Source organism: Curtobacterium sp. MCSS17_005, from assembly GCF_003234225.2.
Taxonomy (GTDB): Bacteria; Actinomycetota; Actinomycetes; order Actinomycetales; family Microbacteriaceae; genus Curtobacterium; species Curtobacterium flaccumfaciens.
Genome location: NZ_CP126258.1, coordinates 885,189 through 902,809 on the forward strand (window position 1 = coordinate 885,189; position 17,621 = coordinate 902,809).

The window sequence follows — 17,621 nt, forward strand, 5'->3', positions numbered from 1 at the left end:
CGACAGTTCGTGACCACTCGGCCCTGCGCGTATGGGGAGTCGCGACCACCCCAGCCAGTCGACGCCAGCCGGAGGTCAGCCGGCCAGGAACGCTGCGACCGCTCCGTGCAGGGCAGCCAGGTCGTCGACGTGCACGAGCTCCCGGATCGAGTGCATCGACAGCAGTCCGACGCCGATGTCGATCGTCGGGATCCCGAGCCGGGTCGCCGCGATCGGGCCGATGGTCGAGCCGCCGGGGATCGTGTTCACGTTGACGAACGGCTGCCACGGCACACCGGCGGTCTCGCAGGCGGCGGCCCAGACGGCCTCGCCCTTCGCCTCGGTCATGTAGCGCTGGTTCGCGCTGATCTTCAGCAGCGGACCGGCTCCGGGGCGCGGACGGTTTGTCGGGTCGTGCTTCTCCGGCTGGTTCGGGTGCACCAGGTGCCCGGCGTCGCTCGACAGCAGCCACGACGCACGGAACGCCCGGGCGGCCTCGGAGCGGGTGGTGCCGAGTCCCTCCTGCACACGGCCGAGGACGTCCTCGAGGAACGGACCACCGGCACCGGACGGCGTCGACGACCCGATCTCCTCGTGGTCGAACGCCGCGAACACCGGGATGTGGTCACCGTCGGTCGGAGCGTCGACGATGCCCCGGAGTCCGGCGTGCACGCTCGTCAGGTTGTCCATCCGGCCGGACGCCAGGAACTCCCGCTCGATGCCGATCCGGGCCGGCGCCTGGGTGTCGGCGAGGAACAGGTCCCACGACACGGCGCCTTCGCCGAGCCGGGCGAGCAGCCACTCCACGACGGAGGTCCCACCGGCGTCGCCGTCGACCCCGACGATCGGCAGGGTGTGGCGCTGGCGGTCGATCTCCTTGCCGTCGTTCACCCCGCGGTCGAGGTGGATCGCGAGGTTCGGGATGCGGGCGACGGCGTCGGTGCTGACGAGCCGCACGCTGCCGTCGGCGTCGACGACCCGGCCGGCGATCCGCAGGTCACGGTCGAACCAGGTCGACAGGAGCGCGCCGCCGTAGACCTCGACGTTGAGCTGCTCCCAGCCGCCCGTGCGCACGCCGGGGTTCGGCTTCACGCGGAAGCCGGGGGAGTCGGTGTGGGCGCCGAGGATCCGGAACGGCGTCGTCGGGACGGCACCGTCGGGCAGGCGCCACGCGATGACGGCACCGTCGCGGACCACCACGTACGCGCCGGGTTCGGTCGGCCAGGCGTCGAGCTCGGACAGCTCGGTGAACCCGGCTGCGACGAGACGGTCACGGGTCGCCGCCGCCGCGTGGAACGCGGTGGGCGACTCGGTGACGAACTGGGCGAACTCGGAGGCGATGGCGTCGACGGTCACCCGCCCATCGTGGCACGCGGTGGAGGCGACCCGACGCAGAACGGGGCGCGTCCGTCGGACGCACCCCGTTCCTCCAGGCCGGTGGACCCGACCGGACGGACCTGCTCAGCCCTTGGCGTGACCGGCCGAGCCGAGGACCTTCGCGGCCTCGACGACGCGGGCCGCCATGGCGGTCTCGGCGACCTTGCCCCAGGCGCGGGGGTCGTACTGCTTCTTGTTGCCGACCTCGCCGTCGATCTTCAGGACACCCTCGTAGTTGCGGAACATCGAGTCCGCGATCGAGCGGGTGAACGCGTACTGCGTGTCCGTGTCGATGTTCATCTTGATGACGCCGTTGCGGACGGCCTCGTGGATCTCGTCGTCGGTCGAGCCGGAGCCGCCGTGGAAGACGAGGTCGAGGGGGTTCTCGCCCGTGCCGTGCTTCGAGGCGACCGACGCCTGGATCTCACCGAGGAGCTCGGGGCGGAGCTTGACGTTGCCCGGCTTGTAGACGCCGTGCACGTTGCCGAAGGTGAGCGCCGCGATCCAGCGGCCCTTGTCGCCCAGGCCGAGCGCGTCGACGACCTTCTCGACGTCGTTCGGGGTCGTGTAGAGCGCGTCGTTCGTGCCCTCGTGCTGGACGCCGTCCTCTTCGCCGCCGACGACGCCGATCTCGACCTCGAGGATCGCGTTGATGTTCCGCGTCTTCTCGATCATGGTCTTCGCGATCTCGATGTTCTCGTCGAGCGGCACGGCCGAACCGTCCCACATGTGCGACTGGAAGATCGGGTTGCGACCCTGCCGGACCTCTTCCTCGCTCGCCGCGATCAGCGGCAGGACGAAGCCGTCGAGGGCGTCCTTCGGGCAGTGGTCGGTGTGCAGCGCGACCGTGATGTCGTAGTTCTTGGCGACCTCGTGGGCGAACTTCGCCATCGCGAGGGCACCCGCTGCGCGGTTCTTGATGGTGTGGCCGGCGAAGTAGTCGGCACCGCCCGTCGTGACCTGGAGGATGCCGTCGGAACCGGCTTCCTGCAGGCCCTGGAGGACCGCGTTGATGGTCTGCGAGGAGGAGACGTTGACCGCGGGGTACGCGAACTTGCCCGCCTTCGCGCGTTCGATCATCTCGGCGTACTGTTCCGGCGTTGCGATGGGCACGTGGATCTCCTTCGACTTCGGTGATGTCCCCGCCGATCGTAGTCAGCCGGACTGGAGGCGCGGTCCGGGTTACGCGGTCGGCTCACGTCCGGCGTGCACATGCGTGCACGGGCCCGGTGTCCGGACCGTGGGTCGGCCGCCGGTCGGTAGGCTCGGGTCGTGACTCCCACGACTGAGACCGGCTCCCTGTTCCTCCAGCCCGACCGCAACCTCGCGCTCGAGCTCGTGCGTGCGACGGAGGCCGCCGCGATCCGTGCGCAGCCGTGGGTCGGGCGTGGTGAGAAGAACCTCGCCGACGGCGCCGCGGTCGACGCGATGCGCAAGTTCCTCGGCACGGTGAACTTCGACGGCGTCGTCGTCATCGGCGAGGGCGAGAAGGACAACGCCCCGATGCTCTACAACGGCGAGCACGTCGGCAACGGTCACGGCCCGGCCTGCGACATCGCGGTCGACCCGATCGACGGCACCTCGCTCACCGCCGCCGGCCGCCAGAACGCCATCTCCGTCATGGCCGTCTCGGACCGCGGCTCGATGTACGACCCCTCTGCCGTCTTCTACATGGACAAGATCGCCGCCGGCCCCGAGGGTCGCGGTGTCCTGGACCTCGAGAAGCCGATCGGTGACAACATCCGTGCGCTGGCGAAGGCCAAGGGCAAGGACCTCGAGGACATGGTCGTCGCCGTCCTCGACCGCCCGCGCCACGACGAGCTGATCCGCGCCATCCGCGCGACCGGTGCCGGCACGCGACTGCTGCTCGACGGTGACGTCGCCGGTGGCATCGCCGCCGCTCTGCCCGGCTCGACGATCGATATGTGCGTCGGTGTCGGCGGCACCCCAGAGGGCATCATCACGGCGTGCGCGATCAAGGCGCTCGGCGGCGTGATCCTCGGCAAGCTCCAGCCGAAGGACGACGAGGAGCGCGAGCGCGCCATCGCCGCCGGTCACGACCTGGACAAGGTCCTCGATCAGGACGACCTGGTCACGGGTGACAACACGTTCTTCGTCGCCACCGGCGTCACCGACGGCGTCCTGGTCGACGGCGTGCGTCGTTCGCGCGGCGTCATCCACACGGACTCGCTCGTGCTCCGCTCGCGCTCGAACACGATTCGCCGCATCCAGGCGGACCACCGTGCGGAGAAGTGGTTCTGATCCGCACGCGGTCCTGATCGGCGCGGATCCGCGCTGAACCACTGCAACCCGTCCGAACCACGCGATCCCGTGGTTCGGACGGGTTTTCGTTGTGCGGGGCGGGGCGGGGCGGGGCGGTGCGGTGCGGTGCGGTGCGGTGCGGTGCGGTCCGGCGCTGCGCCGGTCAGTCCTCGTCGACGGCGCCGACGAGCTCCGGTGCCGTGAGCAGCCGCGGCTCGTCCTCGATCGACGCCGGGTCCGCGATGACCTTCGACTCATCGAGCAGCGACAGCCGACGGGCACTCGGCAGGACCTGGCGTTCGAGGGACCCGACGAAGCGGTTGTAGTCGACGACCGAGCCCCGGATCGAGCGGCCGAGCTTGTCGACGTGCCCGGCCATCGTGGACAGCCGGCCGTAGAGCTCGCGGGACACCTTGAAGAGCTCGTGCGCCTCTTGCGACACCACGTCCTGCTGCCACGAGAACGCCACGGTCTTGAGCACGGACCACAGGGTCACGGGTGAGGCGAGGGCGATGCGCTTGCGGAAGGCGTGGTCGAGCAGGCCGGGGTCGGCGGCGAGGGCGCTCGAGATGAGCGACTCGGACGGAATGAAGGCGACGGTGAGCTCGGGGGAGGCGTCGTAGCCGGTCCAGTACTCCCGTGCGGCAAGGGCGTCGACGTGCGCTCGGAGCGCCTTGACGTGCTGGGCGATGAGCTGGTCGCGTCGGGCTGCCTCGGCACCGGTGGCGGTCGCCGGGATCTCGGCGGCCTGCAGGTAGGCGCTGAACGGCACCTTGGCGTCGACGGCGATGGTCTTGCCGCCGGGCAGGTGCACGACCATGTCCGGGCGGGCGGAGCCGACGGCCGTGGTGACGGAGGACTGCACGTCGAAGTCGACGCGTTCGAGCAGCCCGGCGGCCTCGACAACGTTGCGCAGCTGCGTCTCGCCCCAGACGCCGCGCGTGCTGTTCGACGACAGGGCGCTGGCCAGGGTGTCGGCCGTGGCGCGGAGGCGCTCTTCGGACTCGGCGGCCGACCGGAGCTGCGCCGACAGTGCACCGTACTGCTCGCTCCGCGACTGCTCGAGCTCGGCGATCTTCGTGCGCATCACGTCGAGTGTCTGCGCCACGGGGCTGAGCGCGGAGAGCACCTTGGACTCGTTCTGGTTCCGTGCTGCGTCGACGCCGTGCATGCGCTGCACCAGGTGCTCGAGCTCGGCGGAGCGCCGCTCGAGCGAGTCGACCTGGCGGCGGTACTGCGTGTCCTGGGCGTCGAGGCGTTCCTCGGCGTCGCGCCGCACCGCCTCGAGCTGGCCGCGGAGCGCCTCGGCCGTCGCACGGGACGACGCGGCGTCGATGCCCGCGCGCGAGCGGGCGAGCGACCAGGCGACGACCGCACCGACGGCGATGCCGATCACGAGACCGATGACCAGGGCGAGGATCTGCATGTCGCGACCCTGGCAGAACCCACCGACACCGCGCCTCCCGGCACTCCGGCGCGCCCCGCAGAACCAGCGTGACCAGCGCCACGGGACCAACGTGACGGACCGCGGAATCCATGTCATGACATTAGGGCAAACAGGGTGTACAGTCGTGATCGTCCGCCGATGAAGCCGCACGGAAGGTCCACCGCGTCGCATGACGAACCAAGCTCCCCACGCCTACGACGTGATCACGATGGGACGCGTCAGCGTCGACATCTACCCGCAGCAGACCGGCCCGCTCGAGGACGTCTCGACCTTCTCGAAGTCCGTCGGCGGCAGCGCCACGAACGTCGCCATCGCCGCTGCTCGCCACGGCGCGGATGCCGCGGTCATCACCCGGACGGGCAACGACCCGTTCGGCCGGTACATCGCCCGCACGCTGCCCGAGTACGGCGTCGCGAACGCCTTCGTCGAGACGGTGGAGGGGCTGAACACCCCCGTCGCCTTCTGCGAGATCTTCCCGCCGGACGACTTCCCGCTCTACTTCTACCGGGCCCCGAAGGCGCCGGACCTGATGATCACGGCGAAGTCCCTGCCGCTGCACGAGATCGAGCGCGCGAAGATCTTCTGGACCACGGTGACCGGCCTCAGCGAGGAGCCGAGCCGACAGGCGCACCACGTGGCGTACGAAGCCCGGTCCGCCGCGCAGAACAGCACGAAGACCCACACCGTGCTCGACCTGGACTACCGGTCGATGTTCTGGTCGAGCCCCGAGGCCGCGACGCGCGAGGTCGCGATCGCCCTCGAGCACGCCACCGTCGCCGTCGGCAACCGCGAGGAGTGCGAGGTGGCGGTGGGGGAGACCGACCCGGTCCGCGCCGCCGACGCGCTGCTCGACCGCGGTGTCGAGATCGCGATCGTCAAGCAGGGGCCGAAGGGCGTGCTGGCGAAGACCCGCGACGAGTTCGTCGAGTTCCGTCCGCACCACATCGACGTCGTGAACGGGCTCGGCTCGGGCGACGGCTTCGGCGGCGCGCTGACCCACGGACTACTGCAGGGCTGGAGCCTCGAGCGGATCCTGGCGTTCTGCAACGCAGCCGGCGCGATCGTCGCGACGCGGTTCGAGTGCTCGACGGCGATGCCGACGAGCGACGAGATCGAGCAGTTCCTGACCGACAACCCGGCCGAGGGCACGAACCACACGGGTGAGACGTACACGGGTGAGACGAACACCGAGGAGAAGACCCATGCCTGAGCTCAGCCCCGCCGACTTCCAGCGCCTCCGCGACATCCGTGCCGGCCAGCCCGACCTGGTGCGTGCCACGCTCGACGCCCGCCGCAAGCGCTCCCTGCTCGCCGACGACGGCAAGCTCTTCATCGTCGCCGCCGACCACCCCGCACGCGGTGCCCTGGCGGTGCGCGACGACGAGTCCGCGATGGCGGACCGCTACGACCTGCTCGAGCGGCTCGTCACGGCCCTCGGCCGTCCGGGGGTCGACGGGGTGCTCGGCACCCCCGACATCCTCGAGGACCTCGCGCTGCTCGGCGCCCTCGACGGCAAGGTCGTCGTCGGGTCGATGAACCGCGGTGGACTCCGCGGCGCCACGTTCGAGATGGACGACCGGTACACGGCGTACTCGGCGCGGGCGATCAAGGACTCCGGGCTCGACTTCGCCAAGCTGCTGGTGCGCATCGCCCTGGAGGACTCGGGCACCGCGCCGACGCTCGAGGCCACGGCCCGCGCCGTCAGCGAGGCCGCGGCGCTCCAGCTGCCGATCATGCTCGAGCCGTTCATGTCCGAGTGGCGGGACGGCCGGGTCGTCAACGACCTGTCGGCCGACGCCGTGATCACCTCGATGGCGATCGCTGCGGGACTCGGCGAGTCCAGCGCCTACAGCTGGCTCAAGATCCCCGTCGTCGACGACATGGAGCGCGTGATGGCCGCGACGACGCTGCCGACGCTGCTGCTCGGCGGCGACCCGGCTTCGCGCCCGCTGGAGACGTACGCCAAGTGGGCGGACGCCCTGGCCCTGCCCGGCGTCCGCGGCCTGGTCGTCGGACGCACCCTGCTCTACCCCTCGGACGGCGACGTCGCCGCCGCCGTGGACGTGGCCGCCGGTCTCGTCCACAGCCAGGAGGCCCGGGGCGGGTTCTCCACAGATGCCCACGACCCAGCCGCTCGGCTCGCGGGCGCCACCACCATGGACTCGTCCATCTCGGAAGGAAGCAACGCATGACGCTCACCGACACGACCACCACCACCGTCGGGCACTGGATCGACGGCAAGCGCGTCGAATCCGCGTCGGGCAACACCGCCCCCGTGTACGACCCGGCGCTCGGCGTCGCGACCAAGCAGGTCGCGCTGGCCGACGAGTCCGAGATCCAGGCGGCCATCGGCAGCGCCAAGGCGGCGTTCCCCGGCTGGAGCAACCTGTCACTGGCCAAACGCCAGGCGATCCTGTTCTCGTTCCGCGAGATCCTGAACCGCGACAAGGCCGAGCTGGCCGAGATCATCACGAGCGAGCACGGCAAGGTCATCGACGACGCCCTGGGTGAGATCGCCCGTGGGCAAGAGGTCGTGGAGCTCGCCACCAACATCCCGAGCCTGATGAAGGGCGAGTTCTCCGACCAGGTCTCGACCGGCATCGACGTCTACTCGATCCGCCAGCCGCTCGGAGTCGTGGGCATCATCAGCCCGTTCAACTTCCCGGCGATGGTGCCGCTCTGGTTCCTGCCGATCGCGATCGCCGCGGGCAACACCGTCGTGCTGAAGCCGAGCGAGAAGGACCCGTCGGCCGCCATCTGGCTCGCCGAGAAGTTCAAGGAGGCCGGGCTGCCCGACGGCGTCTTCAACGTGCTCAACGGCGACAAGCTGTCCGTCGACGGCCTGCTCACCAGCGACGACGTCGAGTCGATCTCGTTCGTCGGCTCCACGCCCATCGCGCAGTACGTCTACGAGACCGGCACGAAGCACGGCAAGCGAGTGCAGGCCCTCGGCGGCGCGAAGAACCACATGCTCGTCCTGCCCGACGCCGACCTCGACCTGGTCGCCGACAACGCGATCAACGCCGGCTTCGGTTCGGCCGGCGAACGCTGCATGGCGATCTCGGTCGTCGTCGCCGTCGAGCCGGTGGCAGACGAGCTCATCCAGAAGATCAAGGACCGCGCGGCGACCCTGCGCATCGGCGACGGTCGTCGCGGGTGCGACATGGGGCCGCTCGTCACGAAGCAGCACCGTGACAAGGTCGCCTCGTACATCGAGGTCGCAGAGCAGGACGGTGCGGTGGTTGTGGTGGACGGCCGCACCGTCCGACCCGACGGCGACGAGAACGGCTTCTGGCTGGGTCCGACGCTGATCGACCAGGTGCCCACCACCAGCCGCGTCTACACCGAGGAGATCTTCGGTCCGGTGCTGAGCGTCGTGCGGGTCGCCACCTACGAAGAGGGCCTCGAGCTCATCAACTCCGGCGCGTACGGCAACGGCACCGCCATCTTCACGAACGACGGTGGCGCCGCCCGACGGTTCCAGCGTGACGTGCAGGTCGGCATGATCGGCATCAACGTCCCGATCCCGGTGCCCGTCGCCTACTACTCGTTCGGCGGCTGGAAGAACTCGCTCTTCGGCGACCACAAGGCGTACGGGGCCGACGGCGTGAGCTTCTTCACCCGCCAGAAGGCGATCACGAGCCGCTGGCTCGACCCGTCGCACGGCGGCATCAACCTCGGCTTCCCGTCGAACAACTGACCCGCAGCATGGCGAACGAACAGCACCAGCACCACCAGTGGTTCATCCCGGCGGGCTCCCGGCCCGAGGCGGGCTGGACCGACGTGGTCGACGGTCGCATCGAGGGGTGGGCGCACACCGGGCTCCGGACCGGCGCGCTGACCGACGGGGGCGAGCTGCGCCTCCCGGCCGACGCCGTCGAGCGCATCGTCGTGCCGCTCGCCGGGTCGTTCCACGTGACCCACTCGGGCGCTGCGGGCGACGGCGAGCAGGCGCTGCACGGTCGGGGGAGCGTCTTCGACGGCCCCACCGACGTCCTGTACCTGGGCTCGGGCTCCGCGGCCACCATCACCGGCAGCGGCCGCTTCGCCGTCGCCGAGGCGCCCACCGACACCGTCAAGCCGACCACCTACGTGGCCCGGCCGGACGTGCCGGTGGAGCTCCGCGGTGCCGGGCAGTCGAGCCGTCAGGTGCACAACTTCGGCACCCCGGCGGCGCTCGACGCCGTCAAGTTCATCGTGTGCGAAGTGATCACACCGGCCGGCAACTGGTCGTCGTACCCGCCCCACAAGCACGACACGAACGTGCCCGGTTCGGAATCGAACCTCGAGGAGATCTACTACTACGAGGCAGCGGTGTCCCGTGGGCTCGAGTCGATCGCGCCCGAGGCCGCCGACCCGTTCGCCCTGCACCGCACCTACGCCTCGGACGACCGCGCCATCGACGAGTTCCGGCAGGTCCGGACCGGCGACGTCGCCCTGGTGCCGTACGGCTGGCACGGTCCGGCGGTCGCCGCTCCGGGCTACGACATGTACTACCTGAACGTGATGGCCGGGCCCGACCCGGAGCGCGTCTGGAACATCACCGACGACCCCGCCCACGGGTGGGTCCGGCAGGCGTGGGCATCGGAATCGATCGACCCACGACTGCCCTACGAAAGGAAGCAGGCGTGACCACCACCACGCGGAAGATGACGGTCGGCCAGGCACTCGTCGAGTTCCTGGCCAACCAGTGGACCGTCGACGGCGACGTTCGCGAACGCACCATCCCGGGGATCTTCGGCATCTTCGGGCACGGCAACGTCGCCGGGGTCGGTCAGGCCATCAAGCAGCTCCACGTCGAGCAGCCCGGTCTGCTGCCGTACCACCAGGCCCGCAACGAGCAGGCGATGGTGCACGAGGCCGTCGGCTTCGCCCGCATGCACCGCCGCCGCGCGACCTACGCGTCGACGGCGTCGGTGGGCCCGGGCGCCGCCAACATGCTGACCGCCGCGGCACTCGCCACCACGAACCGGCTGCCGGCACTGCTCCTGCCGTCGGACACCTTCGCCACGCGCACCACGGACCCGGTGCTCCAGCAGATCGAGCTGCCGCACGACACGTCGTTGCAGGTCACCGACGCCTTCCGTCCGCTGTCGCGCTACTTCGACCGTGTGGAGCGTCCGGAGCAGCTGTTCTCGATCGCCCTCGCCGCGATGCGGGTGCTGACCGACCCGGCCGAGACCGGTGCGGTGACGATCGCCCTGCCCGAGGACGTCCAGGCCGAGGAGTTCGACGTGCCCGTCGCGTTCCTGCAGCCGCGCGAGTGGCACATCCGCCGTCCGCTGCCCGAGCGTGGCCCGCTCGAGCGTGCGGTGGCCGCGATCCGGGCCGGCCGGCGTCCGGTCATCGTGGCCGGCGGCGGGGTGCTGTACTCCGACGCCGCCGACGAGCTCCGCGCCTTCGTCGAGGCCACCGGGATCCCGGTCGGCACGTCGCAGGCCGGCGGCGGATCCCTGGTCTGGGACCACCCGCAGTACCTCGGCGGGATCGGCGCGACCGGCACCGCGGCCGCCAACGCGATCGCCGCCCAGGCCGATGTCGTCATCGGGGTCGGCACCCGCTACAGCGACTTCACCACGGCGTCGCGCACGGCGTTCCAGAACCCGGACGTCACGTTCGTCAACGTCAACGTGGCCGCGTTCGACGCCTACAAGCACGGTTCGCAGCTGCCGCTGATCGCGGACGCCCGGGAGGCGCTGGTCGCCCTGACGGAGTCGCTCACGTCGGACACGGCGTACGTCGTCGAGCCCGGCTACGCCTCCGAGATCGCCTCGCTGAAGGCGGCGTGGGACGCCGCCGTCGACGGCGCCTTCGCCCCGTCCGGTGCAGACCTGCCCGGCCAGCCCGAGATCATCGGGGCCGTGCAGTCGGTTTCCGACCCGCGCGACGTCGTGATCCAGGCGGCGGGCTCGCTGCCCGGCGACCTGCACAAGCTCTGGCGGGTGCGGGACGAGCTCGGGTACCACGTCGAGTACGCGTTCTCGTGCATGGGCTACGAGATCGCCGGTGGCATCGGGGTCCGCCGCGGGGCTCCGGACCGCGACGCGATCGTGATGGTCGGTGACGGCAGCTACCTCATGCTGCACACCGAGCTCGTCACCGCAGTGGCCGAGGGCATCAAGATCATCGTCGTGCTCATCCAGAACCACGGGTACGCGTCGATCGGGCACCTGTCCGAGACCGTCGGCTCCGAGCGCTTCGGCACGAAGTACCGCTACCTCGACGAGACCGAGTCGTTCGAGAACGGCGAGCCCCTGCCCGTCGACCTCGCCGCCAACGCCCGCTCGTACGGCGTCGACGTCATCGAGGTGCAGCCCGGCCCCGACAGCATCGAGGACCTGAAGGCCGCACTGCGTCAGGCGAAGGCGAACGAGCACACCACCCTGGTGCACATCAACTCCGACCCGCTGGTCTACGCCCCCGAGGGCGACGGCTGGTGGGACGTGCCGGTCGCGCAGACCTCCACCCTCCCCAGCACCCAGGCCGCCCGCGCCGAGTACGCGCAGCAGGTCGCCACGCAGCGTCCGCTGCTCGGCTGAACCGTTCACGAGACAGAAAGCGACAGCGACGTCATGACCGACACCGCCACCCCCATCGGCAGCCCCGCCACCGACGCGGCGCCCGCCTCGATCCGCATCGGCACCGCCCCGGACTCGTGGGGCGTCTGGTTCCCGGACGACCCGAAGCAGGTGCCGTGGCAGCGCTTCCTCGACGAGGCGTCCGCAGCCGGGTACGAGTGGATCGAGCTCGGCCCGTACGGGTACCTGCCGACCGACCCGTCCCAGCTGTCCGACGAGCTCGAGTCCCGCGGGCTCAAGCTGTCGGCGGGTACGGTCTTCACCGGGTTCCACAAGGGCGAGGACCAGTTCCAGCGTGCGTGGGACCAGGCCGTCGCGGTCGCCGGCCTGGCCGCGAAGCTCGGCGCCGAGCACCTGGTGACGATCCCGGACCTGTGGCGCTCGGACGCCACCGAAGAGGTGCTCGAGGCGCGCACGCTCACCGACGAGCAGTGGGAGCGTCTCGGCAAGGGCCACGACCAGCTCGGCAAGGCGCTGCTCGAGGAGTACGGCGTCCACCAGCAGTTCCACACCCATGCGGACAGCCACGTCGGCACCTACAAGGAGACCGTGCGGTTCCTCGAGGTCACGAACCCCGAGTACACCAACCTCTGCCTCGACACGGGCCACTTCGCCTACTACGGCGGGGACAACCTCAAGCTCATCGCCGCCCACCCGGAGCGCATCGGCTACCTGCACCTCAAGCAGGTCGACACCGACCTGCTGTTCGACGTGCTCAAGAACGACGTGCCGTTCGCGACCGCCGTGTCGCAGGGCATCATGACCGAGCCGCCGCACGGCACCCCGGAACTCGCCCCGATCATCGAGGCCGTCGCCGCGATCAACCCGGACGTCTTCGGCATCGTCGAGCAGGACATGTACGGCTGCTCCGTCGACGCCCCCGGCCCGATCGCCGAGCGCACCTTCCAGCACATCTTCGGCTCGACCTCGGCCGCCCGCGCCTCCTGACGCGCCGTCCACGCAGCGTCAACGAACCCCAGGAGAACACCACCATGACCACCACGCAGAACCTCCGCGTCGCCGTCGTCGGCGCCGGCATGATGGGCGCCGACCACGTCCGCCGCATCACCGCCAAGATCTCGAACGCCGACGTCGTCGCCGTCGTCGAGCCCGACCAGACCCGTGCCGCCGCGGCAGCCGCCCTGGCGCCCGGCGCGATCACCGCCGCGTCCTTCGACGAGGCGCTCGAGCAGACCGAGATCGACGCCGTCATCATCGCGACCCCCGGTTTCCTGCACGAGCCGATCCTGGTGACCGCACTCGAGCGCGGGCTCACCGTCCTGTGCGAGAAGCCGCTGACGACCAGTGCCGAGGACTCGCTGCGCATCGTCGAGCTCGAGCAGCAGCACGCCGCCCGGCCCGTCATCCAGGTCGGCTTCATGCGCCGGTTCGACGCCGGGTACCAGGAGCTCAAGGCCCTGCGCGAGTCGGGGGCGAACGGCGCCCTGCTCGCCCTGCACCACGCGCACCGCAACCCGACGACGCCGCCGAACTTCAGCGAGTCGATGCTCATCCACGACTCGGTGATCCACGAGATCGACATCATCCCGTTCCTGACCGGCGAAGCGATCACGAGCGTCGAGGTGAAGAAGCCGCGCAAGAACTCCCTCGCGCCGGCCGACCTGCCCGAGCCGCAGTTCGTCCTGTTCACCACCGAGTCCGGCACGATGGCGATCGTCGAGATCAACGTCAACGCCCAGTTCGGCTACCAGGTCACCACCGACGCCGTGTTCGAGTCCGGTGTCGCCTACATCGGCCGCGACACCTCACTCTCGCTCGCCGCAGCCGGGGCGACCTCGCAGGGCGTCACGCCGTCGTTCAAGGAGCGCTTCGGTGCCGCCTACGACGAAGAGGTGCAGCGCTGGGTCGACGCTGCCCGGACCGGTGGCATCGACGGACCGAGTGCCTGGGACGGCTACACCGCCTCGGTCGTCGCCGAGGTCGCGGTCCGGGCCCAGCAGTCCGGCGCGCACGAAGTGGTCGAGTACGCGGTCACGAAGCCGGCGTTCTACGACGAGACGAGCGACGCGACGAGCGACGCGACCGCCGCGCTCGCCGGGGCCTGATCGATGCCGAAGATCGCGCTCGACCCGACCCCGTTCCACCACGACCTGTCGCTGCTCGAGTTCCCGCGCAAGGTCGCGGAGCTCGGCTACGAGTACCTGCAGCTCACCCCGCACAAGGACTTCATCCCCTTCTACCGGCACCCCAAGGCCGACGACGACCTGGTCGACGCGTTCGCCGCGGCCTGCCGTGACGCCGGTGTCCAGGTGGCGAGCGTGCTGCCCGTGCTGCGCTGGTCGGGCCCGGACGAGGACGCCCGACAGGCTGCGGTGCGGAAGTGGAAGCGGGTCATCGAGATCACGAAGCGCCTCGGCGTGGACACCATCAACACGGAGTTCTCCGGCCGCCCCGAGCGCGCCGAGGAGTCCGAGGACCAGTTCTACCGGTCGATGGAGGAACTGCTGCCGATCATCGAGGACGCCGGCATCCGTGTGCTCATCGACCCGCACCCCGACGACTTCGTCGAGGACGGGCTCGAGGCGCTCCGGGTGATCCGGGGCCTGAACTCGAAGCACGTCGGCTTCGTCTACGTCGCCTGCCACACGTTCCACTACGGCGGCAACATGGACGAGATCATCGACGCGGCCGGTGACTCGCTGCAGCTGGTCCACGTCGCCGACGCGTACGACCACCGTCGCTCGCACGGCCTGCGCTACATCACGAACCCGCCCGGCAACCCGGTCCGTGTGCACCAGCACCTGCCCGTCGGCCAGGCGGACGTCGACTTCGACGCCTTCTGGGCGGCACTCGACCGGGTCGGTTTCTCAGCGCGCGAGGACACCGTCGCGGTCTCGAGCGTCTTCGCCGAGGACGAGAACGCCGACGCGGTGTCGCGGTTCCAGCTCGACACGATCACGAAGGGACTCCACCGATGACCACCACCCTCGAGACGCAGGCGTCCACCGACGCCGACTCCCGTCCCGTCACCCTGCAGGCCGCGGAACAGACCCCGACCGCCCTGTGGAACGACTCCGCCGACCCGCGCGAACTGTCGACCGCCATCCACGAGTACGGTGCCGTCGGTGCGACCTGCAACCCGGTGATCGCGTACACCTGCATCCAGCAGGACCCGGAGACGTGGGTCCCGCGCATCCGCGAGATCGCCGAGGAGCACCCGACGGCGGGGGAGTCCTGGATCGGCTGGAAGGCCGTCGAGGAGCTCTCCATCGCCGCCGCGGCGCAGCTGCTGCCCGCGTTCGAGGCGTCCGGCGGCCGGAACGGTCGACTGTCCATGCAGACCGACCCCCGGTTCCACCGTGATGCCGACGCGCTCGTCGAGCAGGCCGTCCGGTTCTCGCGGCTCGCGCCGAACATCATCGTGAAGATCCCCGCCACCAAGGTCGGCATCGCCGCGATCGAGGAAGCCGCCTACCGCGGGGTCTCGATCAACGCCACGGTGTCCTTCACCGTGCCGCAGGTCGTCGCCGTGGGCGAGGCCATCGAGCGGGCACTCGACCGCCGTGCTGCCGAGGGCCTGCCGGAGCAGGAGTTCGGCCACGTCGTCACGCTGATGGCCGGCCGCTTCGACGACTGGCTGAAGACCGTCGTCAAGCGCGACCACGTGATGGTGGACCCGGGCATCCTCGAGTGGGCCGGTGTCGCCGCGGTGAAGAACGCCTACCGCGTCTTCCAGGAGCGTGGGTTCCGCTCGCGCGTGCTGGTCGCCGCGTTCCGGAACGCACTGCAGTGGTCGGAGTTCCAGGGCGGCGACCTGGTGGTGTCGCCCCCGTTCCAGTGGACGAAGGACATCAACGACAACGCGTTCCCGTTCCGTCCGCACGCCATCGACGACGAGGTCCCCGTGCACGTCATCGAGGCGCTCCGGGCCGCGACGCCGGAGTTCGCCCGCGGCTACGACGTGGACGGCATGACGATCGACGAGTTCGACCGCTTCGGTGCGACCGTGACGACGCTCCGACAGTTCCTGGACGCCGACGCGAAGCTCGACGCCTTGGTCCGCGACATCATCGTCCCCGCGATCTGAGACGCGGTCTGATGCGGGGTGTGATCTGCAGTCGGAACCACGGGTCGCGCCCCGCGCGCTGACGCACCAGCCTGGAGGCCCGGTGCCGGTCCCCGAGACCGGCACCGGGCCTCCAGGCGGTTGCGTCATGTGCTGACAAAGTCCGCCGCATCGGCTACGCTCGTTGTCGCGCTCCAATGCGCGTCACCTGAACGAAGGAGTTCTCCATGGACAGCATCGGCGTCGGGCTGATCTCGGTCGGCTGGATGGGGCGGTTGCACTCTCGTGCGTACCGAGCGTTGCCGGACCACTTCCCGGAGCTCGGCGTCCAGCCGTGGCTCGTCGTCGCGGCCGACCCGATCGAGGCGGCCCGTGACCAGGCGGTGACGCGGCTCGGGTACGAGCGGGCCGTCGCCGACTACCACGAGGTCCTCGCCGACCCGGCGGTCGACGTCGTGTCGATCTGTTCGCCGAACTTCCTGCACCGTGAGATGGCCGTCGCCGCGGCCGAGGCAGGCAAGCCGTTCTGGATCGAGAAGCCGATGGGACGGTACGCCAGCGACTCGCGCTCCATCCACCAGGCGGTGCAGCGCGCCGGAGTCATCACGAGCGTCGGCTTCAACTACCGGCACGCCCCGGCGATCGAGCGTGCCCGTGAACTCGTCCGGAGCGGGCGGCTCGGACGCATCACGAACGTGCGCGGCTCGTTGCTCGCCGACTACTCGTCCGACCCGGCGGCCCCGCTGACCTGGCGCTTCGAGCGCGAGCGTGCCGGATCGGGTGTGCTCGGCGACCTGCTGTCGCACGGACTCGACCTGGCGCAGTACGTGGTCGGCCGGATCGCCTCCGTCAGTGCGCTCGCCGAGACGTTCATCGAGTCGCGTCCCCGCCCGGGTGCCGGCATCGTCGACCGCAGCGCCGCGGCGACCGGCGAGCTCGGTGCCGTCGAGAACGAGGACTACGCCGCGCTGCTGTTCCGCTTCGAGGACGGTGCGGTCGGCACGATGGACTCGAGTCGGGTCATGCGTGGGCCGCACGCCGAGTACACGCTCGAGATCTACGGCACCCGCGGTTCGGTCCGGTGGGACTTCCAGCGCCTCAACGAGCTCGAGGTGTACCTGGACGGGCAGGAGGTCGACGGGTACGCGACGCACTACGTCGCAGCCGGAGACGGGGAGTTCGGGCGGTTCCAGCCGGGCGCCGGTACCGCGATGGGCTACGACGACCTGAAGACGATCGAGGCGGCGCAGTTCATCGCGAGCGTGCAGCGCGGGGAGCAGCTCGCACCCTCGGTCGCCGACGGCCTCGCTGCGGCGTCGATCGTCGAGGCAGCGGAGGCTTCGCTGGTCGACGGCGCGTGGCACGACGTCGCTCGTGTCGACGGGCCGCTGACGTACGGGGCACCGACGCCGAGGTTCTAGACACGTCGCGGTGCTTGCTTGTTACTATGTAAGGACAAAGTTTGAGCAACCAGGAGGCACCATGCCGCTCGTCCGTATCGACCTCGCCACCGGCCGCACGCCGGAGGCCGTCCGTGGCATCGCCGATGCCATCCACCAGGCCATCGTCGACGTGTACGGGATCCCGGTGCGGGACCGGTTCCAGGTGATCACCGAGCACCCGGCGCAGCAGATCATCGCCGAGGACGCCGGCCTGGGGTTCGAGCGCACCGAGGGCGTCATCGTCATCCAGGTGTTCACGCAGCGCGGGCGGACCGACGAGGCGAAGGCGGCGCTGTACCGGGCGATCCACGACGCCCTCGCGGCGATCGGTGTCGCGTCCGAGGACGTCTTCATCGGCTACGTCGAGAACGGGCCGCAGGACTGGTCGTTCGGATTCGGACGGGCCCAGTACGTCACCGGTGAGCTCGGGGTGCCCGCGCTCGGTTGAGGCCGTGCGTTCGCGGGGTGGTCACGACACCCCGCTCAGTTCCGCCGAGTGGTCACGAACT

Annotated in this window: 15 protein-coding genes; 12 read left to right on the forward strand and 3 right to left on the reverse strand. The window is 70.2% G+C overall.

Going from position 1 to position 17,621, the window contains the following annotated elements; all coding sequences use genetic code 11:
* Positions 1-75 precede the first annotated feature (75 nt).
* Both DEJ20_RS04375 and fbaA read right to left on the reverse strand, forming a co-directional pair.
* Positions 76-1,335, reverse strand: a complete 1,260-nt coding sequence (locus DEJ20_RS04375; RefSeq protein WP_111235409.1) for a M18 family aminopeptidase — start codon at positions 1,333-1,335, stop codon at positions 76-78.
* Between the two features lie 105 nt (positions 1,336-1,440).
* Positions 1,441-2,469, reverse strand: coding sequence for a class II fructose-bisphosphate aldolase (gene fbaA, locus DEJ20_RS04380; RefSeq protein WP_110860683.1), 1,029 nt, complete (start codon positions 2,467-2,469; stop codon positions 1,441-1,443).
* Between the two features lie 159 nt (positions 2,470-2,628).
* Between fbaA and glpX the strand changes: the two genes are divergently transcribed.
* Positions 2,629-3,618: a class II fructose-bisphosphatase gene (gene glpX, locus DEJ20_RS04385; RefSeq protein ID WP_017886722.1), complete on the forward strand. Its 990-nt coding sequence runs from the start codon at positions 2,629-2,631 to the stop codon at positions 3,616-3,618.
* A gap of 163 nt (positions 3,619-3,781) precedes the next feature.
* Here glpX and DEJ20_RS04390 read toward each other — a convergent pair whose 3' ends face one another.
* On the reverse strand, positions 3,782-5,044 hold the full coding sequence (locus DEJ20_RS04390; protein ID WP_111235410.1) for a DNA recombination protein RmuC: 1,263 nt from the start codon (positions 5,042-5,044) through the stop codon (positions 3,782-3,784).
* A gap of 190 nt (positions 5,045-5,234) precedes the next feature.
* Here DEJ20_RS04390 and iolC point away from each other — a divergent pair, with 190 nt between their 5' ends.
* The 11 genes from iolC (at position 5,235) to DEJ20_RS04445 (ending at position 17,560) form a co-directional block, all read left to right on the forward strand.
* Positions 5,235-6,275, forward strand: coding sequence for a 5-dehydro-2-deoxygluconokinase (iolC, locus tag DEJ20_RS04395; protein ID WP_027464520.1), 1,041 nt, complete (start codon positions 5,235-5,237; stop codon positions 6,273-6,275).
* Complete coding sequence (locus DEJ20_RS04400) at positions 6,268-7,257, forward strand: class I fructose-bisphosphate aldolase (protein ID WP_111235411.1); 990 nt, start codon at positions 6,268-6,270, stop codon at positions 7,255-7,257. The genes iolC and DEJ20_RS04400 overlap by 8 nt, the downstream gene beginning before the upstream one ends.
* Positions 7,254-8,765 (forward strand): CoA-acylating methylmalonate-semialdehyde dehydrogenase, encoded by a 1,512-nt coding sequence (locus DEJ20_RS04405; protein ID WP_027464521.1) that lies wholly within the window; start codon positions 7,254-7,256, stop codon positions 8,763-8,765. Before DEJ20_RS04400 ends, DEJ20_RS04405 begins: the two co-directional genes overlap by 4 nt.
* Positions 8,766-8,773: 8 nt before the next feature.
* Positions 8,774-9,697, forward strand: coding sequence for a 5-deoxy-glucuronate isomerase (gene iolB, locus DEJ20_RS04410; RefSeq protein ID WP_111235412.1), 924 nt, complete (start codon positions 8,774-8,776; stop codon positions 9,695-9,697).
* 17 nt (positions 9,698-9,714) lie between these two features.
* Positions 9,715-11,604 (forward strand): 3D-(3,5/4)-trihydroxycyclohexane-1,2-dione acylhydrolase (decyclizing), encoded by a 1,890-nt coding sequence (gene iolD / locus DEJ20_RS04415; protein ID WP_111235501.1) that lies wholly within the window; start codon positions 9,715-9,717, stop codon positions 11,602-11,604.
* 33 nt (positions 11,605-11,637) lie between these two features.
* The gene (locus DEJ20_RS04420) at positions 11,638-12,591 is read left to right on the forward strand and encodes a sugar phosphate isomerase/epimerase family protein (RefSeq protein WP_017887103.1); all 954 of its coding nucleotides are present in this window, start codon (positions 11,638-11,640) and stop codon (positions 12,589-12,591) included.
* Positions 12,592-12,635: 44 nt separating this feature from the next.
* Positions 12,636-13,709 carry a Gfo/Idh/MocA family protein gene (locus DEJ20_RS04425; RefSeq protein WP_111235413.1) on the forward strand — a complete coding sequence of 358 codons (1,074 nt, stop codon included), beginning with the start codon at positions 12,636-12,638 and terminating at the stop codon, positions 13,707-13,709.
* A gap of 3 nt (positions 13,710-13,712) precedes the next feature.
* Complete coding sequence (locus DEJ20_RS04430; RefSeq protein WP_110864413.1) at positions 13,713-14,582, forward strand: sugar phosphate isomerase/epimerase family protein; 870 nt, start codon at positions 13,713-13,715, stop codon at positions 14,580-14,582.
* Entirely contained in the window at positions 14,579-15,691 is a 1,113-nt protein-coding gene (locus tag DEJ20_RS04435) for a transaldolase family protein (protein ID WP_111235414.1), read from the forward strand. The genes DEJ20_RS04430 and DEJ20_RS04435 overlap by 4 nt, the downstream gene beginning before the upstream one ends.
* A 206-nt stretch (positions 15,692-15,897) precedes the next feature.
* Positions 15,898-17,091 (forward strand): Gfo/Idh/MocA family protein, encoded by a 1,194-nt coding sequence (locus tag DEJ20_RS04440; protein ID WP_111235415.1) that lies wholly within the window; start codon positions 15,898-15,900, stop codon positions 17,089-17,091.
* Between the two features lie 61 nt (positions 17,092-17,152).
* On the forward strand, positions 17,153-17,560 hold the full coding sequence (locus tag DEJ20_RS04445) for a tautomerase family protein (RefSeq protein WP_071405737.1): 408 nt from the start codon (positions 17,153-17,155) through the stop codon (positions 17,558-17,560).
* Positions 17,561-17,621: the final 61 nt, after the last annotated feature.

Coding starts and splice junctions, on each gene's coding strand:
- DEJ20_RS04420 (WP_017887103.1), top strand. CDS start 11,638: ATGACCGACACCGCCACCCCCATCGGCAGCCCCGCCACCGACGCGGCG.
- iolD (WP_111235501.1), top strand. CDS start 9,715: ATGACGGTCGGCCAGGCACTCGTCGAGTTCCTGGCCAACCAGTGGACC.
- DEJ20_RS04430 (WP_110864413.1), top strand. CDS start 13,713: ATGCCGAAGATCGCGCTCGACCCGACCCCGTTCCACCACGACCTGTCG.
- DEJ20_RS04440 (WP_111235415.1), top strand. CDS start 15,898: ATGGACAGCATCGGCGTCGGGCTGATCTCGGTCGGCTGGATGGGGCGG.
- DEJ20_RS04435 (WP_111235414.1), top strand. CDS start 14,579: ATGACCACCACCCTCGAGACGCAGGCGTCCACCGACGCCGACTCCCGT.
- iolB (WP_111235412.1), top strand. CDS start 8,774: ATGGCGAACGAACAGCACCAGCACCACCAGTGGTTCATCCCGGCGGGC.
- DEJ20_RS04445 (WP_071405737.1), top strand. CDS start 17,153: ATGCCGCTCGTCCGTATCGACCTCGCCACCGGCCGCACGCCGGAGGCC.
- DEJ20_RS04400 (WP_111235411.1), top strand. CDS start 6,268: ATGCCTGAGCTCAGCCCCGCCGACTTCCAGCGCCTCCGCGACATCCGT.
- DEJ20_RS04390 (WP_111235410.1), bottom strand. CDS start 5,044: ATGCAGATCCTCGCCCTGGTCATCGGTCTCGTGATCGGCATCGCCGTC.
- DEJ20_RS04405 (WP_027464521.1), top strand. CDS start 7,254: ATGACGCTCACCGACACGACCACCACCACCGTCGGGCACTGGATCGAC.
- DEJ20_RS04425 (WP_111235413.1), top strand. CDS start 12,636: ATGACCACCACGCAGAACCTCCGCGTCGCCGTCGTCGGCGCCGGCATG.
- iolC (WP_027464520.1), top strand. CDS start 5,235: ATGACGAACCAAGCTCCCCACGCCTACGACGTGATCACGATGGGACGC.